General features: G+C 60.9%; 23 protein-coding genes and 1 pseudogene. 12 read left to right on the top strand and 12 right to left on the bottom strand.

The features are described 5' to 3' along the window. Positions 1-144: 144 nt before the first annotated feature. The 3 genes from FKV68_RS20755 to FKV68_RS20745 all read left to right on the top strand — a co-directional run bounded on the left by FKV68_RS20755 (position 145) and on the right by FKV68_RS20745 (position 2,609). On the top strand, positions 145-534 hold the full coding sequence (locus FKV68_RS20755) for a hypothetical protein (RefSeq protein ID WP_180941868.1): 390 nt from the start codon (positions 145-147) through the stop codon (positions 532-534). Between the two features lie 44 nt (positions 535-578). After that, on the top strand, positions 579-1,295 hold the full coding sequence (locus FKV68_RS20750; protein WP_180941938.1) for a L,D-transpeptidase: 717 nt from the start codon (positions 579-581) through the stop codon (positions 1,293-1,295). A gap of 567 nt (positions 1,296-1,862) precedes the next feature. Continuing rightward, positions 1,863-2,609, top strand: a complete 747-nt coding sequence (locus FKV68_RS20745; protein WP_180941867.1) for a superoxide dismutase — start codon at positions 1,863-1,865, stop codon at positions 2,607-2,609. Between the two features lie 779 nt (positions 2,610-3,388). On the opposite strand, the gene FKV68_RS20740 is transcribed toward FKV68_RS20745, so the two are convergent. Next, positions 3,389-4,030, bottom strand: a complete 642-nt coding sequence (locus FKV68_RS20740; protein WP_180941937.1) for a dihydroxyacetone kinase family protein — start codon at positions 4,028-4,030, stop codon at positions 3,389-3,391. 9 nt (positions 4,031-4,039) lie between these two features. Beyond that, positions 4,040-4,456: a dihydroxyacetone kinase subunit DhaK gene (locus FKV68_RS20735; RefSeq protein ID WP_246452661.1), complete on the bottom strand. Its 417-nt coding sequence runs from the start codon at positions 4,454-4,456 to the stop codon at positions 4,040-4,042. Between the two features lie 73 nt (positions 4,457-4,529). On the opposite strand from FKV68_RS20735, the gene FKV68_RS20730 reads away from it, so the two are divergent. Next, complete coding sequence (locus FKV68_RS20730) at positions 4,530-4,739, top strand: hypothetical protein (RefSeq protein ID WP_180941866.1); 210 nt, start codon at positions 4,530-4,532, stop codon at positions 4,737-4,739. 146 nt (positions 4,740-4,885) lie between these two features. On the opposite strand, the gene FKV68_RS20725 is transcribed toward FKV68_RS20730, so the two are convergent. Beyond that, the gene (locus tag FKV68_RS20725) at positions 4,886-5,491 is read right to left on the bottom strand and encodes a hypothetical protein (protein WP_180941865.1); all 606 of its coding nucleotides are present in this window, start codon (positions 5,489-5,491) and stop codon (positions 4,886-4,888) included. Positions 5,492-5,630: 139 nt separating this feature from the next. Further along, a pseudogene (locus FKV68_RS33780) lies at positions 5,631-5,738 on the bottom strand (3'-5' exonuclease); the annotation flags it as partial. 204 nt (positions 5,739-5,942) lie between these two features. On the opposite strand from FKV68_RS33780, the gene FKV68_RS20720 reads away from it, so the two are divergent. Further along, on the top strand, positions 5,943-6,404 hold the full coding sequence (locus tag FKV68_RS20720) for a Ros/MucR family transcriptional regulator (RefSeq protein WP_180941864.1): 462 nt from the start codon (positions 5,943-5,945) through the stop codon (positions 6,402-6,404). A gap of 451 nt (positions 6,405-6,855) precedes the next feature. Here the strand turns inward: FKV68_RS20720 and FKV68_RS20715 are convergent, their stop codons facing one another. From FKV68_RS20715 to aspA, 4 genes are all read right to left on the bottom strand, one after another. Further along, on the bottom strand, positions 6,856-8,184 hold the full coding sequence (locus FKV68_RS20715; protein WP_180941863.1) for a sigma-54-dependent transcriptional regulator: 1,329 nt from the start codon (positions 8,182-8,184) through the stop codon (positions 6,856-6,858). Then, complete coding sequence (locus FKV68_RS20710; protein ID WP_180941862.1) at positions 8,181-10,001, bottom strand: sensor histidine kinase; 1,821 nt, start codon at positions 9,999-10,001, stop codon at positions 8,181-8,183. The genes FKV68_RS20715 and FKV68_RS20710 overlap by 4 nt, the downstream gene beginning before the upstream one ends. Positions 10,002-10,114: 113 nt before the next feature. Further along, positions 10,115-11,401 (bottom strand): dicarboxylate/amino acid:cation symporter, encoded by a 1,287-nt coding sequence (locus FKV68_RS20705; protein WP_180941861.1) that lies wholly within the window; start codon positions 11,399-11,401, stop codon positions 10,115-10,117. Positions 11,402-11,465: 64 nt separating this feature from the next. Beyond that, on the bottom strand, positions 11,466-12,884 hold the full coding sequence (gene aspA, locus FKV68_RS20700) for an aspartate ammonia-lyase (protein WP_180941860.1): 1,419 nt from the start codon (positions 12,882-12,884) through the stop codon (positions 11,466-11,468). 866 nt (positions 12,885-13,750) lie between these two features. Here aspA and FKV68_RS20695 point away from each other — a divergent pair. The 5 genes from FKV68_RS20695 to rpiB all read left to right on the top strand — a co-directional run bounded on the left by FKV68_RS20695 (position 13,751) and on the right by rpiB (position 17,844). Then, the gene (locus FKV68_RS20695) at positions 13,751-14,509 is read left to right on the top strand and encodes a FadR/GntR family transcriptional regulator (protein WP_180941859.1); all 759 of its coding nucleotides are present in this window, start codon (positions 13,751-13,753) and stop codon (positions 14,507-14,509) included. Between the two features lie 35 nt (positions 14,510-14,544). Beyond that, positions 14,545-15,537 carry a TRAP transporter substrate-binding protein gene (locus FKV68_RS20690; RefSeq protein WP_180941858.1) on the top strand — a complete coding sequence of 331 codons (993 nt, stop codon included), beginning with the start codon at positions 14,545-14,547 and terminating at the stop codon, positions 15,535-15,537. A gap of 79 nt (positions 15,538-15,616) precedes the next feature. Then, positions 15,617-16,084, top strand: coding sequence for a TRAP transporter small permease (locus tag FKV68_RS20685; protein WP_180941857.1), 468 nt, complete (start codon positions 15,617-15,619; stop codon positions 16,082-16,084). A gap of 12 nt (positions 16,085-16,096) precedes the next feature. Continuing rightward, the gene (locus FKV68_RS20680; RefSeq protein ID WP_180941856.1) at positions 16,097-17,374 is read left to right on the top strand and encodes a TRAP transporter large permease; all 1,278 of its coding nucleotides are present in this window, start codon (positions 16,097-16,099) and stop codon (positions 17,372-17,374) included. 23 nt (positions 17,375-17,397) lie between these two features. Then, positions 17,398-17,844 (top strand): ribose 5-phosphate isomerase B, encoded by a 447-nt coding sequence (gene rpiB, locus FKV68_RS20675; RefSeq protein WP_180941855.1) that lies wholly within the window; start codon positions 17,398-17,400, stop codon positions 17,842-17,844. A 186-nt stretch (positions 17,845-18,030) separates the two neighbouring features. Here the strand turns inward: rpiB and FKV68_RS20670 are convergent, their stop codons facing one another. Genes FKV68_RS20670 through FKV68_RS20660 form a run of 3 tightly spaced genes read right to left on the bottom strand, consistent with a single transcriptional unit; the run spans position 18,031 to position 23,493 of the window. Next, complete coding sequence (locus FKV68_RS20670; RefSeq protein WP_180941854.1) at positions 18,031-21,297, bottom strand: error-prone DNA polymerase; 3,267 nt, start codon at positions 21,295-21,297, stop codon at positions 18,031-18,033. Continuing rightward, a complete protein-coding gene (locus FKV68_RS20665) occupies positions 21,294-22,817 on the bottom strand; it encodes a Y-family DNA polymerase (protein ID WP_180941853.1) in 1,524 nt (507 codons plus the stop codon). The genes FKV68_RS20670 and FKV68_RS20665 overlap by 4 nt, the downstream gene beginning before the upstream one ends. Beyond that, positions 22,732-23,493, bottom strand: a complete 762-nt coding sequence (locus FKV68_RS20660) for an ImuA family protein (protein ID WP_180941852.1) — start codon at positions 23,491-23,493, stop codon at positions 22,732-22,734. Before FKV68_RS20660 ends, FKV68_RS20665 begins: the two co-directional genes overlap by 86 nt. A gap of 348 nt (positions 23,494-23,841) precedes the next feature. On the opposite strand from FKV68_RS20660, the gene dinB reads away from it, so the two are divergent. Further along, on the top strand, positions 23,842-24,930 hold the full coding sequence (dinB, locus tag FKV68_RS20655) for a DNA polymerase IV (RefSeq protein WP_245181770.1): 1,089 nt from the start codon (positions 23,842-23,844) through the stop codon (positions 24,928-24,930). A 257-nt stretch (positions 24,931-25,187) separates the two neighbouring features. On the opposite strand, the gene FKV68_RS20650 is transcribed toward dinB, so the two are convergent. Next, positions 25,188-26,159 carry a 3'-5' exonuclease gene (locus tag FKV68_RS20650; RefSeq protein ID WP_180941850.1) on the bottom strand — a complete coding sequence of 324 codons (972 nt, stop codon included), beginning with the start codon at positions 26,157-26,159 and terminating at the stop codon, positions 25,188-25,190. Positions 26,160-26,255: 96 nt separating this feature from the next. On the opposite strand from FKV68_RS20650, the gene FKV68_RS20645 reads away from it, so the two are divergent. Then, on the top strand, positions 26,256-26,462 hold the full coding sequence (locus tag FKV68_RS20645) for a hypothetical protein (RefSeq protein ID WP_180941849.1): 207 nt from the start codon (positions 26,256-26,258) through the stop codon (positions 26,460-26,462). Positions 26,463-26,637 lie beyond the last annotated feature (175 nt).

The following is a 26,637-nucleotide window of genomic DNA, read 5'->3' as shown; positions in this document are numbered from 1 at the left end:
CGCCACGGCGCGTTGCTGGCTTCGGTGTTTTCCCCCTCCCCGCCGAAGCAGCGCGGACAGTTGGTCCGCCGAGGCCGCCTCGCGCCGGGGCGGCCTCCTATCGATCAACCCCAAGCCCCCCAAAATAAGCACAAGGAACATCTGATGTCCCGGGCCAACATTCCGTCGCGCTGGCGAACCGCCCTGGTAATACTGGCAACTGCAAACGCGGTTGCACTTTGCCTTCAGCCGCTCCTGGCAATACTATTTCTGAACGGCTTTCATTCCGCTTTTCCGATCCACGGTGCTGGAGCGCGAACGGCTGCTACCCTAGCATTCCTGTGCGGCATTGTAGCGACTCTCACCGAACGGCAAGGCATTACCCCGAAGTGGTTGAGCCTCGCATTTTTTGTCCAGTTCTTGGTCGATGCGCTGCAATTCAAGCTCGGCGAGACCGCCTTTCGCGAAATCCATTTTCTGCTCGGTATTCTACTCCTGATTGGGGGCTGGGCCCTCGCGGTGCGTGTTTGCCGACAACCGCTTCCGCCAACATGAGGGGGACAATGTAATGCCGATATTTCACCAACAAAGATGATCCTATCACTGAGCATCAATCCCGCAAATTCACGAGGCGTGCGATCGTTCTCGGGTCTACCGCGACGGCACTGGCAGGATGTGCGACGACCGCCCAATCACCAGAGCAAACCGCGATTTTAGCCGAGCCAGCTCCCGTGGCACCGTTGATGTACGCCGCTTTGCCGACCGAACAGTTTCCGGTTCCAGCCGTTGACATCAGTCAGATCGATCCGCGCTTTTGGCGTCAGGACATCGATTACGAGACGGATGAGAAGACCGGAACTCTCATAGTCGACACTCCTAATAAATATCTCTACCACGTGCATTCGGGAGGACGAGCGACTCGATATGGCATCGGTGTGGGGCGGGAAGGATTTGCCTGGGCCGGTCGGGCTGTTGTTGCCTACAAACGCAAATGGCCCCGCTGGACTCCCCCGGATTCCATGGTCGCGCGGCAACCCGAGCTTAGGCCCTATAGCGTCGCCAATGGCGGAATGGACCCGGGCTTACGAAATCCGCTTGGTGCGCGGGCTCTCTACATTCACGAAAACGGTGTTGATACCCTCTACCGTCTGCATGGGACCCCTCAGGCGAACTCGATCGGGAAGGCCGTATCTTCAGGCTGCATTCGCCTTCTCAATCAGGATGTGATCCATCTTTACGATACAGTGACCGACGGTAGCTCCATCGTGGTCATTCCCGATCCGAGCGTCACGCCATTACTCGTAGGATCAGCATGATCTTCGATCATATCCAATTCTGGAGAGATTCACGACCGGGGTGATGCCAGATTCGTGAGGAACAGATCGTCAGCGCATTGACTGGCCAGCACAAATTGCAAATGAGGCGGAAGACCGGGTTCAATACAATGAAAGGTGACGCTGGCCAGGCGTCGCTGGATAACATCCTCAGCATGACGGTGAGACTCGCTTCATTCAGAAGCTTGATCTGCCGCAGGATCTGTTCTCGGTTGCCGGAAAGGCCTGGGTGGGTCTACCGCGTAGCCAGCTCGAATAAGTTCACTCGCGGATCGTTCACCGCACCCATCTTCAACAGAGCGTAAGGGTATTTTCCATGGTTCGCACTGCTTGTCTGGCAGCGCCAAGGACCGAATGAATAAAAATCAAGGCCAGCCGTTCACCACCTGATGCCGGCCACGATGAAGCGCCGACGATGCCGCAACGTGCCCCATGAAGGATGCAGGATTTTCCCCGGTTCGACCGTAACGTAGCACGGCCGCGGCGGGTGCTCACCCCTCCCAACCACCGTTGCAGCCAATCTATTATGGCACCAAGGAGATCAACATCATGACCGCACTGACCCGACGCAATCTGCTGACCGTCACCGCTGCAGCGACAACCGTCGTTGCCAGCACCCGCATTAGCCTTGCGCAGCAACATGACAACAGCAAAAGCGCCGTCGACGGTGCGCCGTTTCTCCTGCCTGCTTTGCCTTACGCGACCAACGCGCTCGAGAAGGCCATCGACGCGCAGACGATGGAGCTGCACCACGGCAAGCATCACGCGGCCTACGTCAATAATCTGAATGAAGCGGCGAAGATGGCGCCCCAGATCGCGGAGCATCCGATGGAGCACGTGCTCGCCAAGCTGAACGACGTGCCGGAGAATGTCCGCACGACGGTCCGCAACAATTTGGGCGGACATGTCAACCACTCGATGTACTGGCAGATCATGGGCGGCGACGGCGCCAAGGCAGGCGGCGAGCTTCTCGCGGCGATCGACCGGGATCTCGGCGGCATCGAAAAGCTCCAGACGGATTTCAATGCCGCTGGTGGCCGTGTTTTCGGTTCCGGCTGGGTGTTCGTAACCGTGAGCGCCGACGGCAAGCTCGCGATCGAGGTGCGGCCTAACCAAGACACGCCGCTGATGGATGGCAAACGCGTTCTCTTCGGGAACGATGTCTGGGAGCACTCCTACTATCTCAGATACCAGAACCGCCGCGCCGACTATCTCAAGGCCTGGTGGAACATCGTCAACTGGTCGAAGCTCTCCGAGCGTTATGAGAGCGCAAAAAAGGGCACGCTCACGATCTGACGTGACGCCGGACTTTAGGAGGTTCCAGGTCTCGTAGTGGCGGTTTGCAATAGATTTGCCGACCGCCGCAACATCCACGCACTGTGCCTTTGCTTGTCGCCAGCAGGCGACATCTTCGCCGCACGGACAATCATGGTCTCGCCGGATGAGAACACAAAGAATAATGGCAAACGACTCTGACCTCGGAGCCGACATTGCCGCTCACTTGGGCCGGCTCTGGCGCTACGGCCTGGTCACTTGAGAGCAGAAAACAGTTTCAACCGGGCACGCGCCTAGATCGATGGCTTTTTCGATTTTGCACTCGATCTGGATCAGCGAGGTGCGATCACGGGAGTTCGCATGGGCCAGACCTTTGTGTAAGCCGGCTCTGCCCTCGTGCTCGACGGAGCCAACGACTTCTGGATGTGTCCCTCGACTTGACGTCGGTATGCGTTCTTGATGAAGCAGGCGCTGTTATGTGGCGCGGTAAGGTTGCCTCAACACCGGAAGCTTTGACTGAAGCCATTCGCAAACATGCACCATCAGTTCTGAAAATTGGTCTGGAAACAGGACCGTTGTGCACCTGGCATTGGCGCGCACTCCATCATCTGAACGCGCTGCCACGCAGGTGCCTGGGTTACCGCACGCCCGCCGAGGTCTTCACGGCATTTACGCGACCGCGCGTAATGTCCTACCTTCACACGGTAATGTTGCATTTGGATTAGAATCTCCAAGTCGGCGTGGGTCCGCGGACCGCAACGCGACCACAAAAACAATGGCTGCGTTGCGCACCCGGGCTGCTATTCCTTCGTGACGAACTCCGCCATTCTCCTAATTAGGAGATAGCCCACGGTCGCTCCCGCATCCTGCAGGCCGATCGTCTTTTCCTGGAAGGCAGCCGCCTTGCCGTGCTGCGCGAGCATAGACTTGGTCGATTCAAGCGCCCGCTCTGCCGCGGCCGAGGTCGCAGAGAGCGCCACGGCGAGCGATGTGCGGCTTTCGGCCTGCGCCTCGAGCGTGACGGCAATCGGATCGAGGACGTCGAGCAGCGTCTTGTCACCGACCTTGGCCTTGCCGCGCTCGGCGACGCCGTCGCGGAACGCCCGCCAGAAACCGGCAAGCTCGGCCGTCCCCAACGCCTCCGTGCCTTCGACGGCTTTGCTCGCGCGCAGGAACCCGGTTGCAGTCAGCGTCCCCATCGTCGACGGCGCAGTCCGCGCCATCGTCGCCCCTGCCGTCCGCAGTAGCTTGGAAATGCCCGCCGCCTCGCCCTCGGCCGCAACCGCCTCGGCGGCCGCGGCAAACGCCTTGCTCATGGTGATGCCGAGGTCGCTGTCGCCGACCTTGCCATCGAGCGAGATGAGGAAGTCGCGCTGTTCGGCAAAAAGCGACTTCCAGGTCTCGAAAAGCCGGATCAGGTCGGAAGCCTTTATCGCGTCCATCATCTCACCTCAGGATGCAAAATGCTTGAAGAACGGCGTGTTGGCAGGCGCCGCAACGAGCCGGTCGAGCTGCTCGTCGAGATGCAGCACCGAAACCGAGGCTCCAGCCATTTCCATTGAGGTCGCGAATTCGCCGACCCAAACGTGCTTTACCTTGACGCCGCGTTGATCGAGAAGCTGCGCGACACGACGGAACAGAATGTAGAGCTCTTCCATCGGCGTGCCGCCGAGGCCGTTGACGAGCACGGCGACATTGTCGCCTTGCCTGTAATCCGTCTCGGCGAAGATGCGCTCCATCATCTCATCAATGACCTTGTCGGCTGGCGCCAGCTTCTTGCGGCTGATGCCGGGCTCGCCGTGGATGCCCATGCCGATTTCCATTTCGTCCTCGCCGATCGAGAAGGTGGCGTGCCCGATCTCCGGCACGACGCAGCCCAAATCACACTGAAACGCAGGGGCACTGATGGTCTCCGTCGCATCGGGTGGCGGAGGGACGAGAATGATGAATTCAGCTCAAACCTCGAGTTTCGATCCAATTGGGCCTGACGAGTTGCGGATGATAGAAAAGGCCTTCCAGCAAGAGCTGCAAAGGCGATCTTTATCGCGCAAATCTGAAGAAGCTGAAGCGCTCGCCGCAAAGCTGATCAACGCTTATCAAGCAGGGATTCGCGACGACCTGGGCTTGAGTATTGTCGCTGGGCTGTCCTAAGGCGCAGCGCGTGCAGTGGCGAACAGACGCTGAGCGCGTTCGCTTGATGGCTACGTGCTCAGCCGGCTCTCGAACTTCAATTCAGTGGCGGCGACGGCTTTGCCGGAGAGCAAAGATGGTGCAAGTGCGCGGGCGCGCCGCCAGGCTCACGAAACTTTGAATCGCTCAAGCATCTGCTTAAGCTGAACATTCTGCAGATGAAGCTTTTGAGCGAGTTGGGTCCTCAGCATTTTGACTTCTTCGTCGAGTATTGCCACTTCATGGAAGAACAAATCCCGTGAGGACGAGGGTTGTGCGCTTTGATGATCCTTTGGGGCGACAGCGCTCTGCACGGCTACGTGGGTGTTGGCTCTCTTCCCATGTTCTCGACGCTTGTTCCGCGGTTTGCTTTGCGACTTTGTGCTTGCCGTGCTTTTCGGTAACACCGAATTCGCTTCGGCTCCCGAATGGTCACCGTCATGATACACAGGTGTTTGAGCCTGTTCAGCATCGATTGGGGGCTTTAACGGCGGCGCGACATCGTCATTGCCTTTCGCCTTATCCGATGCGATCGGCCCTGGATCAACCGAGGCGTCCTCATCGTGAGCAGGTGGGCTCGCAGCTACCGTCGGCTTGGGAAGAAGTGCGGACGTATGCTCCACTTCGCTCTCGATGGCCTTGGGATCGGCGTGATTCCCGATCGAACTTTCTTGCGCCTTCGCCGATGGCCGGCGCGACATCAATTGGGCAAGCAATTTCCACGGTGTTTTCATAGTCTTCCAACCTTGAGGCAAGCAGGACTGTGATCCTGCTGCAGCTGTTGCTTCCTCACACCTTTCGAGACGGCACCACCATCGCGGTAACAAGCCTGAGCAACTGCATGCCACGGCCTGCGCCCCCAGGCCATCCCCATCAAGCCTTGTACCGATCAAACGCCGTCAGCATTTTGACCGGTGGGTTGGCCTCTTCCCACCGGTAGATCTCTGACCTCAGGAAAGCCAGCTCCGCGGAGAGCTGCTCCACCAGCAGGGTGCGGACATGCATCAGGATAGAAACCGAGGCAGACTCTGGCAACGCATGAGGCCGGCAGAACAGGACACACAAACCAAAATGCTCAGAAATCAGTCGAAAAAACACACCTCCCCAACGACACCGCCTTCGTTCCGACCGAAATACCTGCACGTTGAGCGAAGCGGCCTGATCAGGAAAACAGAGGAGACGATGTTGAGCGAATCACGTTCGAGCAATGAGGAGCGGAAGCTAGAGCTGACAAGCCGGATCGTCGCGGCTTATCTAAGCCGAAATGTCGTTCCTTCCGGCGATTTGTCCGATCTCATCCAACAGACGTATTCCTCGCTGAGCGGCACATCTCCGCGACATCAGGCTGAACGAGCCGTTGAAGAGCAGCGCCCCGCCGTTCCGATCAAAAAGTCCGTAACAGCCGATTTCATCATCTGCCTGGAGGATGGTGAAAAGTTCAAGTCCCTCAAACGCCACCTGATGGCAAAGTACGGCCTCACTCCGGAGCAATATCGTGAGAAGTGGGGTCTCCCGGCCGACTACCCGATGATTGCTCCAAGCTATGCTCAACATCGTTCCCAGCTTGCGCGCGCATCCGGCCTAGGCAAGAACCTGCGGCACCAGCGCGAGAGCCGCCACCTGCCGCTCGCAAGAAAATCGGACTGAAGTCCCGCTGAGTGCCAAAAAACAGGTGTCCGTTGGTTGTAACGTGTGCACGACGGTTTCTGGCTTTGTATATGCGGCATCTCTCTCGTGACGAGAAAGCGCCCTGTCGGACTTGCGGGCCAGCGGCATGTTTCTCCGGAGCCTTAGACCGTTCCAGACGATACATTATGCGATCCCAGACGCACACAAGATCAACATCCGGGCAGCAAGCCGCGCCGGAATTGGAGGCCATGGGGATACTGCCAAGGCTTGTGGTCGACCATCGCCTCGGCATGGCACTCCACGGTCGCACCAATCAAGCAGCGTGATGGCTCCTTCGCCGCGTCGAAACTCGCGGTCATGCCCTGGAGCGTCACCTTGCAAGACTGGCATCGTTCGTCACGATCAAACCGCCGGCAGCACCGGAGTGTACAATATCGGCGCCGTTCGGCTGCCAGGCGACGGATTAGCGTCACGCCAAGCCGTACTTCCGGATTTTGTCGTGCAGGGTCGCCTTTGGCATCAGCAAATACTCGCTGGCTTGAGCCAAGCTGTTGCCGTTGCGGCCGAGAGCGTCGGCAATTAGAGCCCGCTCAAAGTCTTCGACGGTTCTTGCCAAGGGCCGGGGGGACGGATCGGTTGCCCCGCCGAATGGCGGGAAGCCCGCTGCTATGCCGAGCACGCAGCGTTCGGCGACATTGCGCAACTCGCGCACGTTGCCGGGCCAATTGTAGGCTAGCAATCGCTGGGTTCGTTCGACGTCCGGCGCAAGTTCGCCGCGCTCGTGGCGTGATGCTGCCTCCAGAGTAAACTGCTCGAACAGGAGGCCTATATCCTCGCGCCGTTCGCGCAATGGCGGCAAAGGCAGCGTGGCGACATTTAGTCGATAATAGAGGTCCGCCCGGAACTCTCCCTTTTCGGCAAGCGCTGTCAGATCGACCTTAGTGGCTGCAATGACACGGCAGTCGACGGTGATCGGGCTGTTCGATCCAAGACGCTCGAGCGTGCGCTCCTGCAGAACTCGAAGCAGTTTGACCTGCATGGCCATCGGCATGCTCTCGATCTCGTCGAGAAACAGCGTTCCGCCATTGGCGTACTCGATCTTGCCTATCCGGCGTTTGGCGGCACCGGTGAAGGCGCCAGGCTCATGGCCGAATATTTCGCTATCGAACAGGTTCTCGGGAACGCCGCCACAATTGATGGCAACAAAATTGCCGTTCCGCCTGGGGCTGGCATCATGCAGGCAGCGCGCCACGAGCTCCTTGCCGGTCCCCGTCTCGCCCTGAATCAAGATGTCGGCCGCGCTGTTGCCAAGCTCGCCGATAAGGTAGCGTACGCGCTCGATTGCCGAGGATTGCCCGATGATCCGGCTGGCCGTCGCTTGTCTGTTTTCAAGTCGAGCGCGCAGTTCGCGCACCTCCAATGTGAGCTTGCGCTTCTCAAGGGCGCGGCGGACGACCTCGACGAAGTAATCGGGCGAGAACGGCTTTTCGATGAAGTCGTGGGCGCCGTCCTTCATCGCCTGAACTGCAAGCGAGACGTCGCCGTGCCCGGTCATCAGAACGACCGGCAGGTCCCGGTCTTGCCTTAGGAGATCGTGCATGAGGGCCATGCCGTCATCGCCCGGGAGGCGGATGTCGGTGACGACGACACCTGGAAAATCCGCGGGAACGAGCCTACGGGCCTTCTCAGCGCTATCGACCGCCTCGACTCCCATACCTTCGAGCTCGAGGGTCTGCTGGCACCCCATGCGGACGTTCAGGTCGTCCTCGACGATCAGGACCTTGAGTTTGTCGCTCATTGCGTTTCTCCGATACCGGCTGCAGGAAGGGTGACGACGAACACCGCGCCGCCCTCGGGACGGTTTGTACCCGCCAACGTTCCACCGAAATGGTGCACGATTTCCGACGAAATGGCCAAGCCGAGCCCCAGACCTCTGTTGCTTTCCTTCGTCGTAAAAAAGGGCTCGAAGAGGTGCTCGCGCACATGCCCCGGCAGGCCCGGCCCGTTGTCATGAACCTCTATGACGATACGCGCATCCTCGCGCCGTCCGCACAGGCGCAGCGCCGGCGATGGCGCGCCGTCAATCGCATCCAACGCATTGGCTATGAGGTTGACCATGACCTGCTCCAGGCGGTTGGCATCGCATAGGGCTGTTGCCTGACCGGCCTCGACGGCGATGGACACGGCAACGTTCTCTCGGCGCAGGCGCTGATCCAAAAGGAACACCGCGTTGTCAAGCGCGCGTCGAACATCAACCGGGCCTGCCGTGCCAGGCGATTTGCGAGCGAATGACTTGAGCTGGTTGGTGAGCGTGCCGAGCCCGTCGACGATACTACCGATACGATTGAGATTGCCTTCGGCAGTCGCAACATCGCCCCGTCGCAGGAACTTGACCGCATTGCCGGAAAGTGTGCGCAGTGCCGCCAGAGGCTGATTGATTTCATGAGCGAGGCCGGCGGAAATCTGGCCGATCGTTGCCAGCTTGGCGGCATGGACGAGTTCGTCCTGTGCTGCACGCAACGTCCGTGTCCGCTCTACCACCTTGCGCTCCAATTCGTCGTGGGCGCGTTGCAACACCTCGCGTGCCCGCAACCGATCATGCAGATGCTGCCGCCGCTGGTTGAACAGCATCAGCAGGATGCCGATGAAAGCGCTGGCAACCGCAGCCAAGGCGGCGCGTGTCCAGGCGATCGCACTGATCTCGCTGACGGGGGACAGTACCGTCAGCGACCAGCCGGTGTCGCCCATCGGAGCTGACTGGGCCAGGAAATTGCCAGACAGTTTGACCCTGCCGTCTACAGCCGCAGACGGTGCAAGCCGCACGCGTTCGGCATTTTCGCCCAAAGCCTCCTCGCGCATCAGACCGAGCGAGGGCAGCGGACGGGCATTGTATTGTAAACTTCGCTCCAACCGCCGGCGTTCTACGTCGGGCAGCGGACTGAGCGTCGTGAATTTCAAGGACGGTACGGACGCAAGGATGACGACACCATTCTGGTCGGTGACGATGACGGGCACTTCGACGGTCGCCCAGGATTGCTCCAATTGTTCGAGGCTGACCTTGACAACAGCTACGCCGACGACCTCGTCGTTCGAGATCAAAGGGGAAGAGAGATAGTAACCCGGTTCGCCGCGGGTAATGCCGATGCCGAAGAGTCGGCCGGGCCGTCCCCGTATGGCATCTGCGAAGTAGGAGCGATAGGAGAGGTCCTCGCCAATGAAACTGTCAGGCCGGTTCCAATTGCTGGCGGCGGCGACGTGTCCGCGCCGGTCCAGCAAATAGATCGAGAGCGTACCGGCACGCTGGTTGAGCTGTTCGAGATAACGGTTGACGGTGTCGGCGATCCGCTTTCCATGGGCGACCAGATCGATCACATCCCTTTCCAGTCCGAGTGTGGCGGGGAAATAGGCATATTTGTCGATCTGCCTGTTCAGGCTGGTGGCGTAAAGCTCGAGACGTTGGGTTCCCGTTCTTTGGAGCTCCGCAAATCCCAGGTTCTCGCTGACGCGGAAGACGACAACGCCGACGACGACCGCGACCGCAAGGAGACCCGGGAGCAGCAAACCGTATTTGCGAAAGAGCGAGGCGATCGACAGCGATTGGTAGCGGAAGCACATGTCCGTAATGGTGTTGTTGATCCGGCTCCCTACCACATCATTAAAAGACGGGCGAGTACGCCTTTGCTCCGCCCGCCCCCCTAGCGGAAAGCCGGCGGACGGTCTCAGACGTCCTACTCGGCCGCGACCAGCCGTTCGCGTGCGCGCTTCTCCACTTCGCCTTCGTCTGGGATCTCAAGTGCATTTTCCCACTTGGCGACGACCGTGGTGGCAATCGCATTGCCAAGCACGTTGGTCGCCGTCCGCCCCATGTCGAGGAAGTGGTCGATGCCCATGATCAGGAGGACACCTGCTTCAGGCAGATTGAACATCGGGAGCACAGCGGCAACGACGACCAGTGCGGAGCGCGGTACCCCTGCAATGCCCTTGCTCGAGACCATGAGCACGAGCAGCATGACGACCTGCTGCTCCAATGTGAGCGGCAAACCGTATGCCTGAGAAATGAACAGCGCCGCGAAGGCTGTATAGATCATCGAGCCGTCGAGATTGAAGGAGTAGCCGAGCGGAAGCACGAAGCCGATGACGCGCTCCTTGACGCCAAAGTCTTCCAGCTTCTCCATGACACGCGGATAGGCGGCTTCGCTGGAGGCGGTGGAAAAGCCGACAAGCATCGGCTGGCGCACTTCCTTGACCAGCCGAAACACGGTTGAGCTCAGCACGAGAAAACCGGCACCGATCAGCACAATCCAGAGCACGATCAGCGTCGCGTAGAAGCTACCGACGAACTTGCCATAGACCAGCAGGATCCCAAGGCCCTGGACGGTTACGACGTTGGCGACTGCGGCGAAGACACCGACCGGTGCGAAGCGCATCACATAGTCCGTCACCTTCAGCATCACCGGGACGCCGCCTTCGATAACCTCGATGAGCGCGCGGGCCTTCGTGTCCTTGAGCCTGCCGAGGGCGAGACCGAAAAATACCGAGAAGACCAGGATCTGAAGAATCTCGTTGTTCGCCATCGCCTCGAATATGTTGCGCGGGAAGACGTGGGTGATGAAATCCTTGAGATTGAGCGACGACGTCTTCAGGTCGGCAGTGGCCGAAACGTCAGGCAACGGCACGCCGACATTGGCGCCGGGTTGGAAAAGGTTCGCGAAGACGAGACCGATCGCAAGCGACGCGAGCGACGCCATCAGGAACCAGCCAAGCGCCTTGCCGCCGATACGTCCGACGGTGCGGGCGTCGCCCATGCCGGCCATGCCGGCGACGAGCGTGGTGAAGATCAGCGGCGCGATGATCATCTTGATCAGCCGCAGGAAAATGTCCGTCACCATCGCGAAATAGCCGGCGATGTTCTTGGCCGCGGCCGGGCTGCCCGACAGGACGTTGCAGCCATAGCCGACGACGACCCCGAGGATCATTGCGATGAGGATCCAGGTCGTCTGCTTATTTATTTTCATGATAATCTCCTTCCTCCCTCCGCCCGGCTCATCCGGGTGGATTTTCAGTCAATCGTTGAGTGGTTCAGGTGCGCGCTGTAATCGGGCGCGGCTTTGTCAGCGCCTCGGGGCGCAAGGCTTCCGCAAGCGCTGCGGCCGTCATCAGACCGCGCGCCTCCACGAGTTCAGCGACACCCTTTCCGGTCCGGTGCGCTTCGGATGCGACCTCGGTCGCATTGGCATAGCCGATGATCGGGTTGAGCGCGGTGACGATACCGATCGACCCCAGCACGCTTGCTTCCAAGCGCTCGCGGTTTGCGGTGATGCCATCGACGCATTTGTCGGCGAGGATCAGGCACCCCTGGCCGAGATGACCGATGCTCTTGAAGAGGCTGTGAGCGATGATCGGTTCGAAGGCGTTGAGCTGCAACTGGCCCGCTTCGGCCGCGAAGGTCACCGTCAGGTCGTTGCCGATCACCTCGAAGGCGATCTGGTTGACGAGTTCCGGGATAACCGGATTGACCTTGCCCGGCATGATCGAAGAGCCCGCCTGGCGCGGCGGCAGGTTGATTTCGCCGAAACCCGCTCGCGGGCCGCTGGAGAGCAGGCGCAAGTCGTTGCACACCTTGGAAAGCTTGACGGCCACACGTTTCAAGACACCTGAAAGCTGGACGAAGCTGCCGCAATCCTGTGTGGCTTCGATGAGATTGGGCGCGGTGATCACCGGCACGCCACTGATCTCCGCCAGGATGTGGCAAACCACAGACGCGTAGTCGGGATGGGCTGTGATGCCCGTGCCGATGGCGGTGGCGCCGAGGTTGATCTCGCGGATCAGCAAGGCGGCCTCACGGAGCCGCTGCTCGTCTTCGCCGAGCATGACCGCATAGGTCGAGAACTCCTGTCCCAGCGTCATCGGCACTGCGTCCTGCAACTGGGTACGCCCCATCTTGAGGATGTCACGGAATTCGTCGGACTTGCGCTCGAACGCCGCCCGGAGATGCGCCATGGCGTCGATCAACCGAGAGATGCCGTTGTAGGTTGCAAGCTTTAGCGCTGTCGGATAGACGTCGTTGGTCGATTGGCTAAGGTTCACATGTTCGTTCGGGTGCAGGTGCCGATAGTCGCCGCGCACACGCCCCAGAACCTCGAGCGCGCGGTTGGCGATCACCTCATTGGCGTTCATGTTGGTGGAGGTGCCGGCCCCGCCCTGGATGACGTCCACGACGAACTGATCATTGAGCGCACCGGCAGCGATCTCCCGGCAGGCGGCAACAATCGCCTCGGCCCGTTCGGCATCGAGCTGCCCCAGTTGCAGGTTGGGCCGCGCGGCGGCCATCTTGATCTGCGCGAGCGCGCGAATCAGGTCCGGATAGTGGGAAATCGGAATGCCGGTCACCGCGAAGTTTTCGACGGCGCGCAGCGTGTGAACGCCGTAGTAGGCGTCCAAGGGCACCTCTCGGTCCCCGAGCATATCGTGATCTATACGGCTCATGGTAACAGTCATTCAGGCTTTGCTCCTCTCCATCCACGCACTGTCGGACGGGCACTGCCTGAAGAGAGCAACACGCGTGCCAATTGCACCAAGCGCGAGGTTTCCAGCTAAGCCATTGAAATCAAATGGCGAGATGCACCAGATCGTGCAACCGTAATTCGGCTTTCCGGATAGTGGGGTGACAAAGGCGTTCGGAAATTCGAATGATCCCGCCGGTGACAGGACCCCCGCCGCGCCAATCTCCTCTGATTGTCATCGGCGTGGCTCCCCAACGCAATCCGCAGCTTCTTAGAACCTGAGTAAAATTCGCTGTCCTCATCCTAGGAGGGGATGGTGGATTTCCATCGGAGTCGATCCGACGATTTCAGTTGATACGTTATGCTGTTCTGGAAGTCAGGCCGAGAACGAAGAAGCTGTGATTGGTTCACATGGGTGCTTTTCAGCGGCCTCCGGACTTTCAATGTGGTCGACTCCGCGCCTGCAGCAGTCGCACATTTGACCGCTCCCATGACCCCCAAAAAAGTACGGATAATTCTAAACGAGAAGCAGCGGTTTTTTTGACTCCAACCTAGAAGGCGGTTGTCCCAACAGAAGTTTCACGAGGATCGCACGCACGGCAAAGCATTCAAGGCGCTCGCCTCCACCGCCAACATCCCGTTAGTCCGATTGGTAGCGAAGAGCTTCATCCGCAAAGCTAGCGAAGCGCGCATCATCCGCATCAAGGAGGACATAACACGCGCCTATGCCGATCCGTTGACTTTCGCGTACGGGGGAAACCACGCAGCGGCTACAGACGCGGGACCGTTGACTTCCCATGTGGAGCTCTTGACGAACTCGTCGAGTGGTGCTTCACTGGTCTTACCAGTTTGGACCACGTGATGAGCACTGTGTTGACCGACACCCCTGATGAACTTGCAGGGACCGAGAAGGTGATCTCGTTCTTTCGCGAGCAGCTATTGTCCGGTGCGCTCAAGGTGGGCGACCGGCTGTTGGGCGAGCGAGAGCTCTGTTTGGCCCTCGGCGTCTCGAGACCGGTCTTGAGGGAGGCGCTGCGGTCGCTCGCCAATCTCGGCTTTCTCGATATCCGTCACGGCAAGGGCGCTTTCGTCCGCAAGGCCGACGTCGCGGTCTTCGGCGACTTCCTGACGTTCTGCCTTGCCCAGCAGCCCGACATGCTCGACGACATCATGCAGGCCCGTGTCGCAATCGAGTGCCAGGCGATCCGTCTTGCCTGCATCCGTGCGACGGACAGTGACCTCTCTCGCATTGGTGGGCTGCTGACCCGCCTGATGGATACGCTCCATAGTGCCGAGGACGGCGGTGCTGCGGACTTCGCTTTTCACATGGCAATCGTCGAGGCCAGTCGCAGCCCCGCACTTGTCACAATGTACCAGTCGATATCGGAGCTTCTGAAGCGCAGCCATGTCCAGCGCCGCGTCGAGACAAGCGATACACCGGGGATCATCGACTACCTCGTGGAAGCGCACCGAGAGGTTTTCCTGTCCATCCTCGCGCGAGACGCGGACAAGGCGGACAGGAGGCTGCGCGAGCATTTTGCCATCGGCGACGAGCTTCGGCGCAAGAGCTACATAGCTGCTTTCACCAGAAAGGGTGCGCCGCAAGAAGAGGAAAAATAAGCAGATTGGTTTGATCATCCTTGGAGGAGGAGAGCATGCTGAATTTCCTGAAACACCACCGCCTGGCCTGTGCCGTGCTTGGCGTGGCCTTTATGGCTGGAGCCGCCGCAGCGACAGAATTGCGTTATGCGCATGTGGGCGCAGAGGGCGACATCCAGACGGTCTATGCTGCGCAAGCGGCAGAGAGCATCGCGGCCGCGACTGGTGGCGAAGTCACTGTAACGGTCTATCCGGCGAGCCAGCTCGGCGGCGTCGCCGAAATGGTGGATGGCGTCCGCATGGGCTCGATCTCCATGGGCCATCACGACTTTGCTTCTCTTGCCCGATTGGTACCGGAAGTCGCCGTCTTCAACGCACCGTTCATCTATCGGGACGGCGCGCATGCGCTTGCGGCGACGGACCCGGAGACGTCGCCGGCGCTCCAGGCAATCAACGAGAAGCTGGTCGCCCAAGGCGTGCGGATCATCGGACGCATTTATCGTGGCGACCGCCACATCTCTTCGAACTTCCCGGTGAAGACGCCGCAGGATCTTGCCGGCAAGCCCTTCCGTGCGGTTCCGCTCGAGCTGTGGGTTTCCATGGTCAAGGGCTTCGGCGCGATCCCCACTCCTGTCGAAGTGGCCGAACTCCCGACCGCCCTGATGACCGGTGTGGTCGTCGGTCAGGAGAATCCGCTGACCATGATCGCCTCCAACAATCTCAACGAGGTGCAATCGCATCTTTCGATGACGGGTCACATGCGTGCCGTGCTTGCCGTTTTCATCAATGAGGAGCTTTGGCAGGGGCTCAGCGACGAGCAGCGCACCGCCATTACCAAGGTCCTCGATGAGGAGGCGGAGAAGTCGCTGAAAATGGCGACAGAATCCGAGTCCGATCTGGTGAAGGAACTCAAAGGCCGCGGTATGACCGTCATCACGGCAGCTGAGGGCCTCGACGTGGCCGCGTTCCAGGAAAAGGTCAGCGCCCAGATCAAGCAGGACTTCCCGGATTTCGCGCCGCTTATCGAGCAGATCGAGGCGGTCAAGTAGTCCGACGAGTTGCAGGGATGGCGCTTTCCCGCCCCGTCCCTGCAACGCTGCATTTCCAATTCGAAATGGGAGAAAGAAGATGCGTCTGCCCGAACGCGTCCTCACCGCGATTGTCGTTGCCGTGATGGCGGGGCTCGTGGTCGTTCCGACCGCTCAGGTCATCATGCGCGGCGTTTTCACGCTGCCTTTTATTGGCGCGGAGGAGCTGACACGCTTCCTGCTTATCTGCCTGGTGTTCCTCGCCTATCCGCTCGTGATCGGCCACGGCGAGAATATCGTCATGGGCGAACTCAAGGCGGCGATGCCGAAGAAGGTGCGCGCAGTGGTGAATGTGGCGATCTCGATCAGCGCAGTCGCGGTGACGGGTTTTGTCGGCTGGGTCACTGCCGTGAACATCACCCGAAACCTGAGCAATGCGACGCCGACCCTTGCCATTCCTTTCTGGCTGTTCCTGGGCGCGACGCTTTTTGGTTTCGCAGGGGCCGCGCTCATCCATCTCCTTCACCTTCGCAAGCCGCCGCAGGCGGACAAGAACGTCGCGGTCTGAGGGAGCGCTGACATGGGTTTTCTCGTCGTCATCGCCTTCCTCGGCCTGTTCATGCTTGGGTTTCCGGTCGTCTACGCAATCCTGCTGCCTTCAATTCTCTATGTTGTGATCGAAGGCTTGCCGCTCGGGCTGCTCTCGCAGCGAATTACCTATGCGCTGGATTCGTTTCCGCTCGTCGCCGTTCCTCTATTCATCTTTGTGGGGAACCTGATGAATCTTTCCGGCATCACCGATCGGATCTTCCGCTTCGCCTATACGCTTGTCGGGCGGATGCCGGGCGGGCTCGCCCAGGTCAATGTCTTCGGGAGCCTGATCTTCTCGGGGATGTCGGGGGCGGCACTGGCCGACATTGGCGGCCTGGGGCGAATCGAGATCGACGCCATGAAGAAACGTGGTTTCGATCCATCCTTTGCCGGCGCGGTTACAGCCGCATCGGCGACGCTCGGGCCGATCTTCCCGCCCTCGATCCCGCTGATTGTCTACGGATCCGTCACAAGCGTTTCGATCGTCCAGCTTCTGATTGCCGGCATCATGCCCGCCATCTTGTGCACGGTTCTCTTGATGCTGACGGTGCTGATCGTCGCCATTCGTCACGGCCATTCGCGCGCCGAGCGCTGGCCAACCATTGGCGAGGTGGTCGCGACGCTGCTGCCGGCGCTTCCCGCCATCCTTGCTCCGGTGCTCATGGTCGGCGGCATGACCGCCGGCGCCTTCACGCCCACCGAGGCGGCGGCGATAACGGCCGTCTATGTGATCTTTATCAGCGGCGCCCTGTATCGCGAGTTGACGCTGGCGCATCTATGGCATTCGGCGGTGCTGACAGCGCGCAGTTCCAGCGCGATCCTGATCATCGTCGCCTCCGCAGCTCTCTTCGGCTGGATTCTGGCTGTCGAGCAGGTGCCTCAGTCCTTCGCGGCGACGCTCCTGGGCTGGTCAAAGGACCCGGTGATGCTGTTGGTCATCGCCAACGTGATCTTCTTCATCGCCGGCATGTTCCTCGATTCGACCACCGCCACGCTGCTTCTCGTTCCAATCATCGCCCCGCCTCTTGTCATGGCTGGGGTCGACCCCGTTCAGCTTGGCATCGTCACGATCTTCAACCTGATGCTCGGACTGCTGACGCCGCCGATGGGTCTATCGCTGTTCCTCGTCTCGGATATCGCCAAGGTCTCGATCCGGCAGCTGCTGCGAGCGCTTGTGCCTTTCTACATTCCCTTGGTTTCCACGCTTGCCATCCTCACCTTCGCGAAGGATTTCACGCTGTGGCTGCCCCGTTTGATTGCTCAATGATTTTCACTCCAGGAGACACCAATATGCGCATCGTCATCGGTTCCGACCATGCTGGCTTCCCTCTCAAGGCCACCATTATCAACCACATCAAATCGCTCGGCCACGAGGTCTACGACGCGGGCTCCTATGATCCAAGCCCGGTCGACTTTCCCGATATCGCAAAGACGGTGACCTCTTCGATTATCGCGGGCAAGGCGGATCGTGGACTGATGGTCTGCGGTACCGGCGTCGGCGCCTCGATTGCAGCAAACAAGGTCAAAGGCATCCGCGCAGCGGTCTGCCACGACGTGCACTCCGCTCATCAGTCGGTGGAGCATGACGACGTCAATGTCATGTGCATCGGTGCCCAGATCGTCGGTGCCTGGCTGGCCAAGGATCTCGTCACCGCCTATCTCGCCGCCGAATTCTCCACCGACGAGGATTTCCGGCGCCGGGTGCGCAAGCTTGCCGAAATGGATGAGCAGCGCTAACCGCCGCGTCGCCTGCATGGAGGCTCCGCCAACCGTCGACGGAATCGTCCGATTCAGGCTGATGGAAGGCTTCAATGCGAACTGAGGACGATTTAGGCGATCATCGTGGGGCTCGCCGAAAAACGATGCGGCCGAAATTCTTGATCCGGGTTGAGCGGGCTCGAACCAACGACCGCGCCATTGAGCCTATCTGAAATCCCGCGTCTTCACCCTGATCTCGCCGATGTGGAGATAGGGATCGACGATATCGCGCGGCCGCGGCCCCTTCGGCAGCCCGCGCGGATCGGGCGCCGGGGGACCATGATGAAACTCATCGCGCCCATGCGGCAACGGAAACGCTGCATCCCGTTCGCCGACGCTCGCCAACTCAGCCGACAAATCGGTCAGCCGGTGCGCGACCAGGTGGACAACGTCGCCCTCGCGCTGGATGCGTCCGTAGACGCCGATCATCCCGCTACCCAGCACGACGCGGCGGTATTTCTCGAACACTTTCACCCAGACGACGAGATTGGCGATCCCGGTTTCGTCCTCGATGGTGATGAACATGACGCCCTTGGCGGAACCAGGGCATTGGCGAACGAGCACGAGACCGGCTGCTTCGAGCCACTTGCCGTCGCGCGCCTGCATCGCCTCGGCGCAGGTGACGATGCGGCGGCGAGCAAGATCGGCGCGCAGGAACACCAGCGGATGATCGCGCAGGGTCAGCCCGACATGGCTATAGTCCGCAACCACTTCGCTGCCCGATGTCATCGGCTTGAGCGCCACGGCCGGCTCGTGCATTTCCGGTACCGTCCTTTCCTCCCGGACCGATGCGGCGGCGAAGAGTGGCAGGGGTTCGTCGCGCAGCGCCCTGATGGCCCAGAGCGCCTCACGACGGGCCAGACCAAGTGACGGCTGGAACGCGTCGGCCTCGGCGAGCTGAACAAGCGAGGCCGCTGGCACGCCGGCGCGGCACCAGATATCGTCGACCGAGGCGAACGGCCGGTCAGCCCGCACTGCGACAATCGCCGCACCATCGGTATTGGCGAGCCCCTTCACCATCCGCATGCCGAGGCGCACGGCAAACCGGCTGTCGTCATCCGTCGGCTCGAGCGTGCAGTCCCAACGGCTCACGTTGACGCAGACCGGACGCACCTCCACACCCTGATTGCGGGCATCGCGGACTATCTGGGCTGGGGCGTAAAAGCCCATCGGCTGGGCGTTGAGAAGAGCGCAGCAGAAGACATCGGGGTGCCAGCATTTGAGCCAGGCGGAGGCATAGGCGATCAACGCGAACGAGGCGGCATGGCTTTCCGGGAAACCATAGCTTCCGAAGCCCTCGAGCTGCTTGAAGGTCTTCTCCGCAAATTTCGGCTCATAGCCGTTCGCCACCATGCCGGCGATCAGCTTCTCCCCGAACTTCGAAACGCCGCCCGTGTGCTTGAAGGTCGCCATGGCGCGGCGCAGCTGATCTGCTTCGCCGGCGGTAAAACCGGCGCATTCGATTGCAACCCGCATCGCTTGTTCCTGGAAGAGCGGCACGCCGAGCGTCTTGCCAAGCACCTTTTCCAGTTCCGGCTTGGGATAGTCGACCTTCTCCTTGCCTTCCCTGCGCCGAAGATAGGGATGCACCATGTCACCCTGGATTGGCCCGGGGCGGACGATCGCCACCTCGATAACGAGGTCATAGAAGGTGCGCGGCTTGATCCGCGGCAGCATCGACATCTGTGCCCGGCTTTCGATCTGGAATGTGCCGAGCGTGTCGGCCCTCCTGATCATCGCATAGGTACGCGGATCCTCGGGCGGAATGGTCGCCAGATCGAGATTGACGCCCTTGTGCTCGGCAAGCAGGTCGAAGCCGCGCTTCATGCAGGAAAGCATGCCGAGCGCCAGGCAATCGACCTTCATGAACTTCAGGATGTCGATATCGTCCTTGTCCCACTCGATCACCTGGCGATCGACCATGGCCGCCGGTTCGATCGGCACCAGCTCATCGAGGCGGTCACGGGTGAGCACGAAACCGCCGGGATGTTGCGAGAGGTGACGCGGCGCGCCCATCAGCTGGCGGGCGAGATCCAGCGTCAGGCGCAGGCGCCGGTCGCCGAGGTTCAGATTGAGCTCTTCGGCGTGTTTTTCGCCAACGTCTTCGCCCCAGCCCCAAACCTGGGACGAAAGCATCCTGGTCATGTCCTCGGGCAGGCCCAGCGCCTTGCCGACGTCTCGAATGGCGCCCTTCGATCGGTATCGAATGACGGTCGAGCAAAGTGCTGCATGGTCGCGGCCATAGGTGTCGAACACCCATTGCATGACGATCTCGCGCCGCTCGTGCTCGAAGTCGACATCGATGTCGGGTGGTTCGCGGCGCTCCTCGGAGACGAAGCGCTCGAACAGCAGGTCGTTGCGGTCCGGATCGATCGAGGTGATGCCGAGCACATAACACACGGCGGAGTTGGCAGCCGATCCCCTGCCCTGGCAGAGGATGTCACGCGATCGGGCGAACCGGACGATCGAGTTCACCGTCAGGAAGTACGGCGCATAGTCGAGCTTTTCGATCAACCGCAGTTCATGCTCGATGTTCCTCCTCACTTTCACCGGCAGGCCTTCTGGATAGCGCTCCGCCGCCCCTTCCCAGGTAAGCTGCTCGAGCGTCTGCTGCGGTGTCAGTTCGGGATGCGACCGTTCTTCGGGATATTGATAGGCGAGTTCGTCGAGCGAAAAGCGGCAGCGCTCCATGATCTCGATGGTGCGGGCAAGCGCGTCGGGATAGCGCGAGAAGAGGCGCGCCATTTCCTCCGGAGGTTTCAGGTAGCGATCAGCATGCCGTTCCCGGCGAAACCCAGCGTCATCGATGGTGATGTTATGGCGAATGCAGGTGACGACGTCCTGCAGGATGCGGCGTTCCGGTACGTGAAACAGCACGTCATTGGTGACGACCGTCGGCACGCGGGCGGCCGCTGCGATGTTCGACAGTTCATGAAGCCGAAGCTGGTCATTCGGCCGCCGACGAAGGGTCAGCGCCAGATAGCCACGATTGCCGAATGCCTCGCGAAGGCGGCGCAGGTTGAGCGCACAGGTCTCGTCGGCTTGATCCGGGATGAGAACCGCGATCAGTCCCTCGCCATAGGCGACGAGATCCGCCCAACTGAGATGACACTTCGCCTTGCCGGCACGCTTTTTGCCGCGCGATAGCAAACGGCAGAGCCGCGCGTAGGCCGGGCGATCGGTCGGATAAACGAGGACCGAGAGATCATCGGCCAGATCGAGGCGGCAGCCGACGATCAGGCGGATGCCGGTGTCCTTGGCGGCCTGATGGGCGCGCACGATACCAGCTAGCGAATTGCGATCGACGATCCCCAGGGCTTCGATGCCAAGCTCGGCGGCCTCAGCGAACAGTTCCTCGCAGGAGGAGGCGCCGCGCAGGAACGAGAAATGCGAGGTGACCTGCAGCTCGATATAGCGTGCGCGTTCGGTCATCCGAATATCCCGTGCAGGAACCATTTCTGGCTACCGGTCTCGCTGTGCTCGCCATCGCCGGCGCGAAAGATCCAGTAGTGTTCGCCGGCGTCGTCCTCGACCTGGAAATAGTCGCGCACCGCGACCAATTCGGCGTCGCGCTTCCACCACTCGCCGAACACCCGCTCGGGGCCGTCGGCGCGCCGGACGCGGCGCCTTACGCCGCGCCAGGTGAAGCTGACTGGCGGGTGATCAGGCAGAAGCGCCATGGTCTCGATCGGTTCGGGACGCGCAAGCAGCCGGGCGGGTCGCGGCCAGTGATCCGGCCAGTTCTCGCCATTGTCCGGGGACATCGGCGCGACACGCATAAAGGAGCGCTCCGGAACGTCGCTCGCAACCGGTGCGACGCGATAAAGCCGCCGCTCACCGATGCGGTTGCCGAGGGTGTCGATCAGGTCGGAGACGTCGGCTTCCGGTTCCTCGACCAGCGAGGAGATCACTTGCCGCGCCATCAGCGGTTCCGCATGGCTTGCCGTCAGAGACATGATCTCGATCCCGAAGCCGGGATCGATGGTCTCGATCCGATCGGTGAGCAAGCGAGTGAGCCGCCTGCCGTCGCGAACCGGCCGGGCGGTCCCGGCACGGATTGCCTGATAGGTGTTGTCGACGCGGTGAAACAGGAGATCGAGGCGGCGGACGCCGAGGCCTTTCTCCTCCAAAACGTGACAAAGCTGATCCACCAGTCTGGCGGTGTAGCGCGAGATCGTCTCGGCCGCGCCGATCGGCTCACCGAAGGCGCGGCGGACTTCGATGAGATCGGGCGTGCGCATAGGGTCGATAGGTTCGGCGACCCGCCCCATTGCCTGGTCGATCCGGCGGCCGAGCTCCGGTCCGAAACGAAGTGCAAGCGGCGCACGGGGCTGGCTGGCGACCTCGCCGACGGTATCAAAACCGAGCGCCCGAAGACCGTCGGTAACGGCACTATCGAGACGTAGGGCGGTGATCGGCAACCGATGCAGGACGTCCACGTGCCGGCCCGGCGGAATGACGAGGGTGGGGTTAGCCCGGAACCGGGCACCGGCATGCGCCGCACCCCAGGTGTCAGCGACAGCCGCACGCGCAGCAATGCCGGAGTGACAAAAGCGATTGACCATTCCCGACAGCATTAACTCCTCGCCACCATGCAGATGATCGGCGCCGGTCGTGTCTATGACCAGACCGTCCGGCGGATCGGCGGCAACGATCGGCGCGTAGCGTTGCAGCGCCCAGAGCGCCAGGCGTTCGAGCGCCTCGACGTCTGCGGCCGGGTCGGCATCCATAACGACGAGTCCGGAAACGCGAGCCTGCGCCTTGCTTGCCGGCATGCCGACGCGCAGACCCGCGGCAAATGCGGCGCTGTCGACGGCCACGACACTGCGCCGCCGCTGCTGGCGGCCGATCAGAACGAACGGCGTCTCAGGCGGAGGCGCGGCGTCGCCCAATTTCCTTCTGAGGCGATCCGTGGACCAGGTCGGAAGGAAGAGCGATACGACCCTTGGCATCTGGGGCCTCCACTTCGAAATCAGCACTTTCACCGGCGCGACAGCGGATCAGTTCGAGAAGCCATCGGGCACGGCCGACCCCTGGGACCGGCAAGGGAGCGGACGGCAACACCGAAACCCGCCAACGGGTGACCGATGCCGTCGGCTGCCCGAAATCTGATGCCTCGGTCTGGCGCCGCCAGCGGCGCACGGCAATGCCGATGGTGCCGGAACTTTCCGCCGCAAGCTTCAGGCGGCGCGAGGCTGTCATCGAAAGGCGCGCGAGCTCGCCGACGACGGCGCCCAGGCCGCCATGGCGCAGTCCCTCCTCAATGCAGGAAAGCAGCGCCTTTTCGTCACCGGCCTCGACATAGATGACGCGGCCGGGCGGCAGGCCCGCCTGTGCGAGCGCTGGCGCAAAGAGATCGGCGCGTGTCACGCACCAGAGCACCTTGCCCTTGGTGCGCGCGGCTATGCCGGCGGCAAACAGCGCGGCGGCCGCGCCGTCGATTGCGCCATTGCCGCCACCGGCGACTTCATGCAGCGCACCCAGAGCCAACCCGCCTCCCGGAAGACGGTCGTCGATCGCCGCAACACCGAAAGGTAGCACCGTGCGATCGCGTGCCACTCCGCCCTCCAGCCGCTCGATACGCTGGCGCAGACCGGCGATAACAGGATTGACGGCGTGATCACGCATGCTAATTGGCGCCTCCTTCAGGCATTGCAACAATTGGAACTGCTGATATGTTCCCTATTTGTTCTCAAATCGAAAGAGAGTCAATCAACCGCGAAGGGACTCTTTTGGGTGAAACAGCCGCTGGGCTGCAGGCATGGCGGCGCGATTTCGGGTTCGCCTACGAAAACAACGGAATTGCGAAACGAGGATCTGCGCCGGTCGAAACTTTTGATGCGCCACAGAGGCATGATAGTCCGGTTAACTGGCCCACCAATCCCGATGCGGTTTCGGGTAAGATATGCGGCAGCAACATGAGAGGAACGGATGATCGCGCGAGGGCCGGATGGTGATGGCAGGAGCGAAGTGGGCATGGTTCCTTCCACTCACGGCCGCCTGCGCAAAATCATCCACATCGACATGGATGCATTCTATGCCTCGGTCGAACAGCGCGACAATCCGGAGCTCCGTGGCAAACCGGTCGCCGTCGGCTATCCGGAAGCGCGCGGCGTGGTGGCGGCCGCGAGCTACGAGGCCCGCAAATTCGGCGTTCATTCGGCAATGCCGTCGGTCACCGCCAAGCGCAAATGCCCTGACCTGATTTTCGTGCCGCACCGCTTTGACGTCTACCGGTCAGTGTCGCGGCAGATTCACGCGATCTTTGCCGAGTACACGACCCTGATCGAACCGCTGTCGCTCGATGAGGCCTATCTCGACGTCACCGAAAACCTGAAGGGCGTGGAGCTCGCAACCGAGATCGCCGAGGAGATCCGTGCCCGCATCAAAGCCGAGACGGGCCTCACCGCGTCGGCCGGCGTCTCCTACAACAAGTTCCTCGCCAAGATGGCCTCCGACCAGCGCAAGCCCGATGGCCTGTTCGTCATCACGCCGAAACACGGTCCCGCCTTCGTCGAGGCGCTTCCCATTAAGAAGTTCCACGGCGTCGGACCGGCGACGGCTGAGAAGATGAAGAGGCTCGGGATCGAGACCGGCGCCGATCTCAAGGCGCGTGATCTCGCCTTCCTGCAGCGGCATTTCGGAAAATCGGGACCATATTTCTACTGGATCGCCCGCGGTATCGACGAACGTGAGGTCAGGCCCGACCGCACCCGGAAATCCATCGGCGCCGAGGATACGTTCCGGGAGGACATACATGATCTCGAGACCGCCCGTGCCGGTCTCATGCCGCTGATCGACAAGGTCTGGCGCTACTGCGAAGCCAACGGCATCCGCGGCAAGACCGTGACGCTCAAGGTGAAGTGGTCAGATTTCACGCAGATCACCAGGAGCAAGACCACCACCGCACCGGTCCCGAGCGCGGCCGAAGTCGCCGACATCGTAGACCTGTTGCTGTCGCCACTCTTTCCTGCGCCTAAGGGGATTCGACTGCTCGGCGTAACGCTTTCGTCTCTCGATACGGTGGACAACAGGAACGAGCCGCAACTCGCCTTTGCGCTTTGATGCACTCTGCCTGACCAGAAACGAAAAAGCCTGCCGCGGGAGGAGGTGCGGCAGGCTTTTCCAAAAGAACCGATCAGCACCCCGGGAGGAGGAATGGGCGCTGATCCCGCAAACGACCTTGGGAGGAGGAGAAGGTCATTTACACATCGAAGTCCTGCGGGAGGAGGTGCATCGCTTCGATAGACCTAACTATACAATGATCCCGCCCGGATCGTAGGACGGAATTCGCAATCCAGCCATGCGCGAAGCGAAGGTCCTCAAGCCCTGAAGCGGTCGAAGGCGGTCAGCCGCTTGATCGGCGGGTCGGCCTCGTCCCAGTGGTAGATTTCCGATCGGAGATAGCGAAGCTCGTTGTCGAGCGCGTCTTCGGCAATCTCGATCCACCAGGATTTCGGCCGGCCATCGCTGCCGTCCGCCCAACGGTAGCCGCGCGCCTTGAGATGGTCCTTCATGTCGAAGGGGCTGTTTTCGGCGAAGACGCGGACGCGCGACTGCTGGCTTGCTGTGTAGAGTTCGGCGAACGGCGTGTCTCCCACTACTCCATCGCCCTGAGCCAAAACCTCGAGCAGGGCAAAGCAGTCGTCGACGGCCCGGTGACCCTCATGGAAGTAGCCCGCCTGGCCGATCAGATAACCGAGCTTGGTTCCTTCGAAGCCACGCGAGGGCCAATCGATCTCCGAGACGGAACAGGCCCAGGCCTTGCCGACAAAGATGGGCGAGAAGGCCTCGCAGAACGGCCGATCGAAGCCGGCATTGTGGGCAATCACAAGGTCGGCAGGCTCGACCAGCGCACGGAGCTGAGCCGTGTCGATCATATGCCCGGTCACCATCTCGTCGGTGATGCCGGTCAGACGGGTGATCTCTGCCGGAATCGGGCTTGTCGGCTGTTGCAGGCCACCGTAGACGCCGGTGATGTCGCCGATATTGCCGGTCTCATCGAAGGTGAACGCGACCGCGCCGATCTCTATGATCTCGTCCTTGCGATGATTAAGGCCAGTGGTTTCAGTATCAAGTATGATGCCTTTCAGGGGAAACTCAGGGCGCGCAGCCGTTGTGACAGGGCGCGGTTCGAGCTTCTTAAGGATGCGGTACCGGCCCGTCGCCTGGAGTTGCCGGACCATCTCGTCTTCGCTCAACGCAATCGAGGCCAGGCGCTTCGTTGCCGATAAGCCTGCCGGCTTCGCAAAAGCCGGTTCATTCGAAACAAACAGGTCGAACTGCTGCGCCATGCGGTTTCTCGGGCTGATTTTCAGAAACGACTCGTCGGGCTGTATTGTCTGCCAAACTCGCTATAAGGCATCCGCTCGAACAATTCAGGAGAAATCATGGAAACCGTCGAAATCAGCAGCCGCAGCGACTTCGCTCTGTGGGCAATCCAGCGTGCACAGGAAATTGTGACCGCCGAAGGCGCCGCCTTTGCGATGGCTGCTCGTGACGTGGACGAGGAAGCATTAACGGCGACTGCAGTCGCGCTTGGCAAGGCCATCAGTGACGCGATGTTGGAAGTGTTTGACGGGGTGATAGGTGAATAGTTCCAGTCGGAGCGATGCCGCGGAATAGCTGGCCATCAGTGCTGACCAACAGTCAGAGTTGGTCAATGGAGCGATCCGGCGCGAATCTCGTTCCGCTGTTGGAATTATGTCTGTGGAATTCCATTGCTTCTGCCCTTCCCTGCTCTATTGGGCCGTGCTTAGCTGCGGTAGGGGC

It is taken from the genome of Sinorhizobium mexicanum (genome assembly GCF_013488225.1).
Taxonomy (GTDB): Bacteria; Pseudomonadota; Alphaproteobacteria; order Rhizobiales; family Rhizobiaceae; genus Sinorhizobium; species Sinorhizobium mexicanum.
The sequence above is the reverse complement of the archived record's forward strand: the minus strand, read 5'-3'. Positions and strand labels throughout refer to the sequence as shown.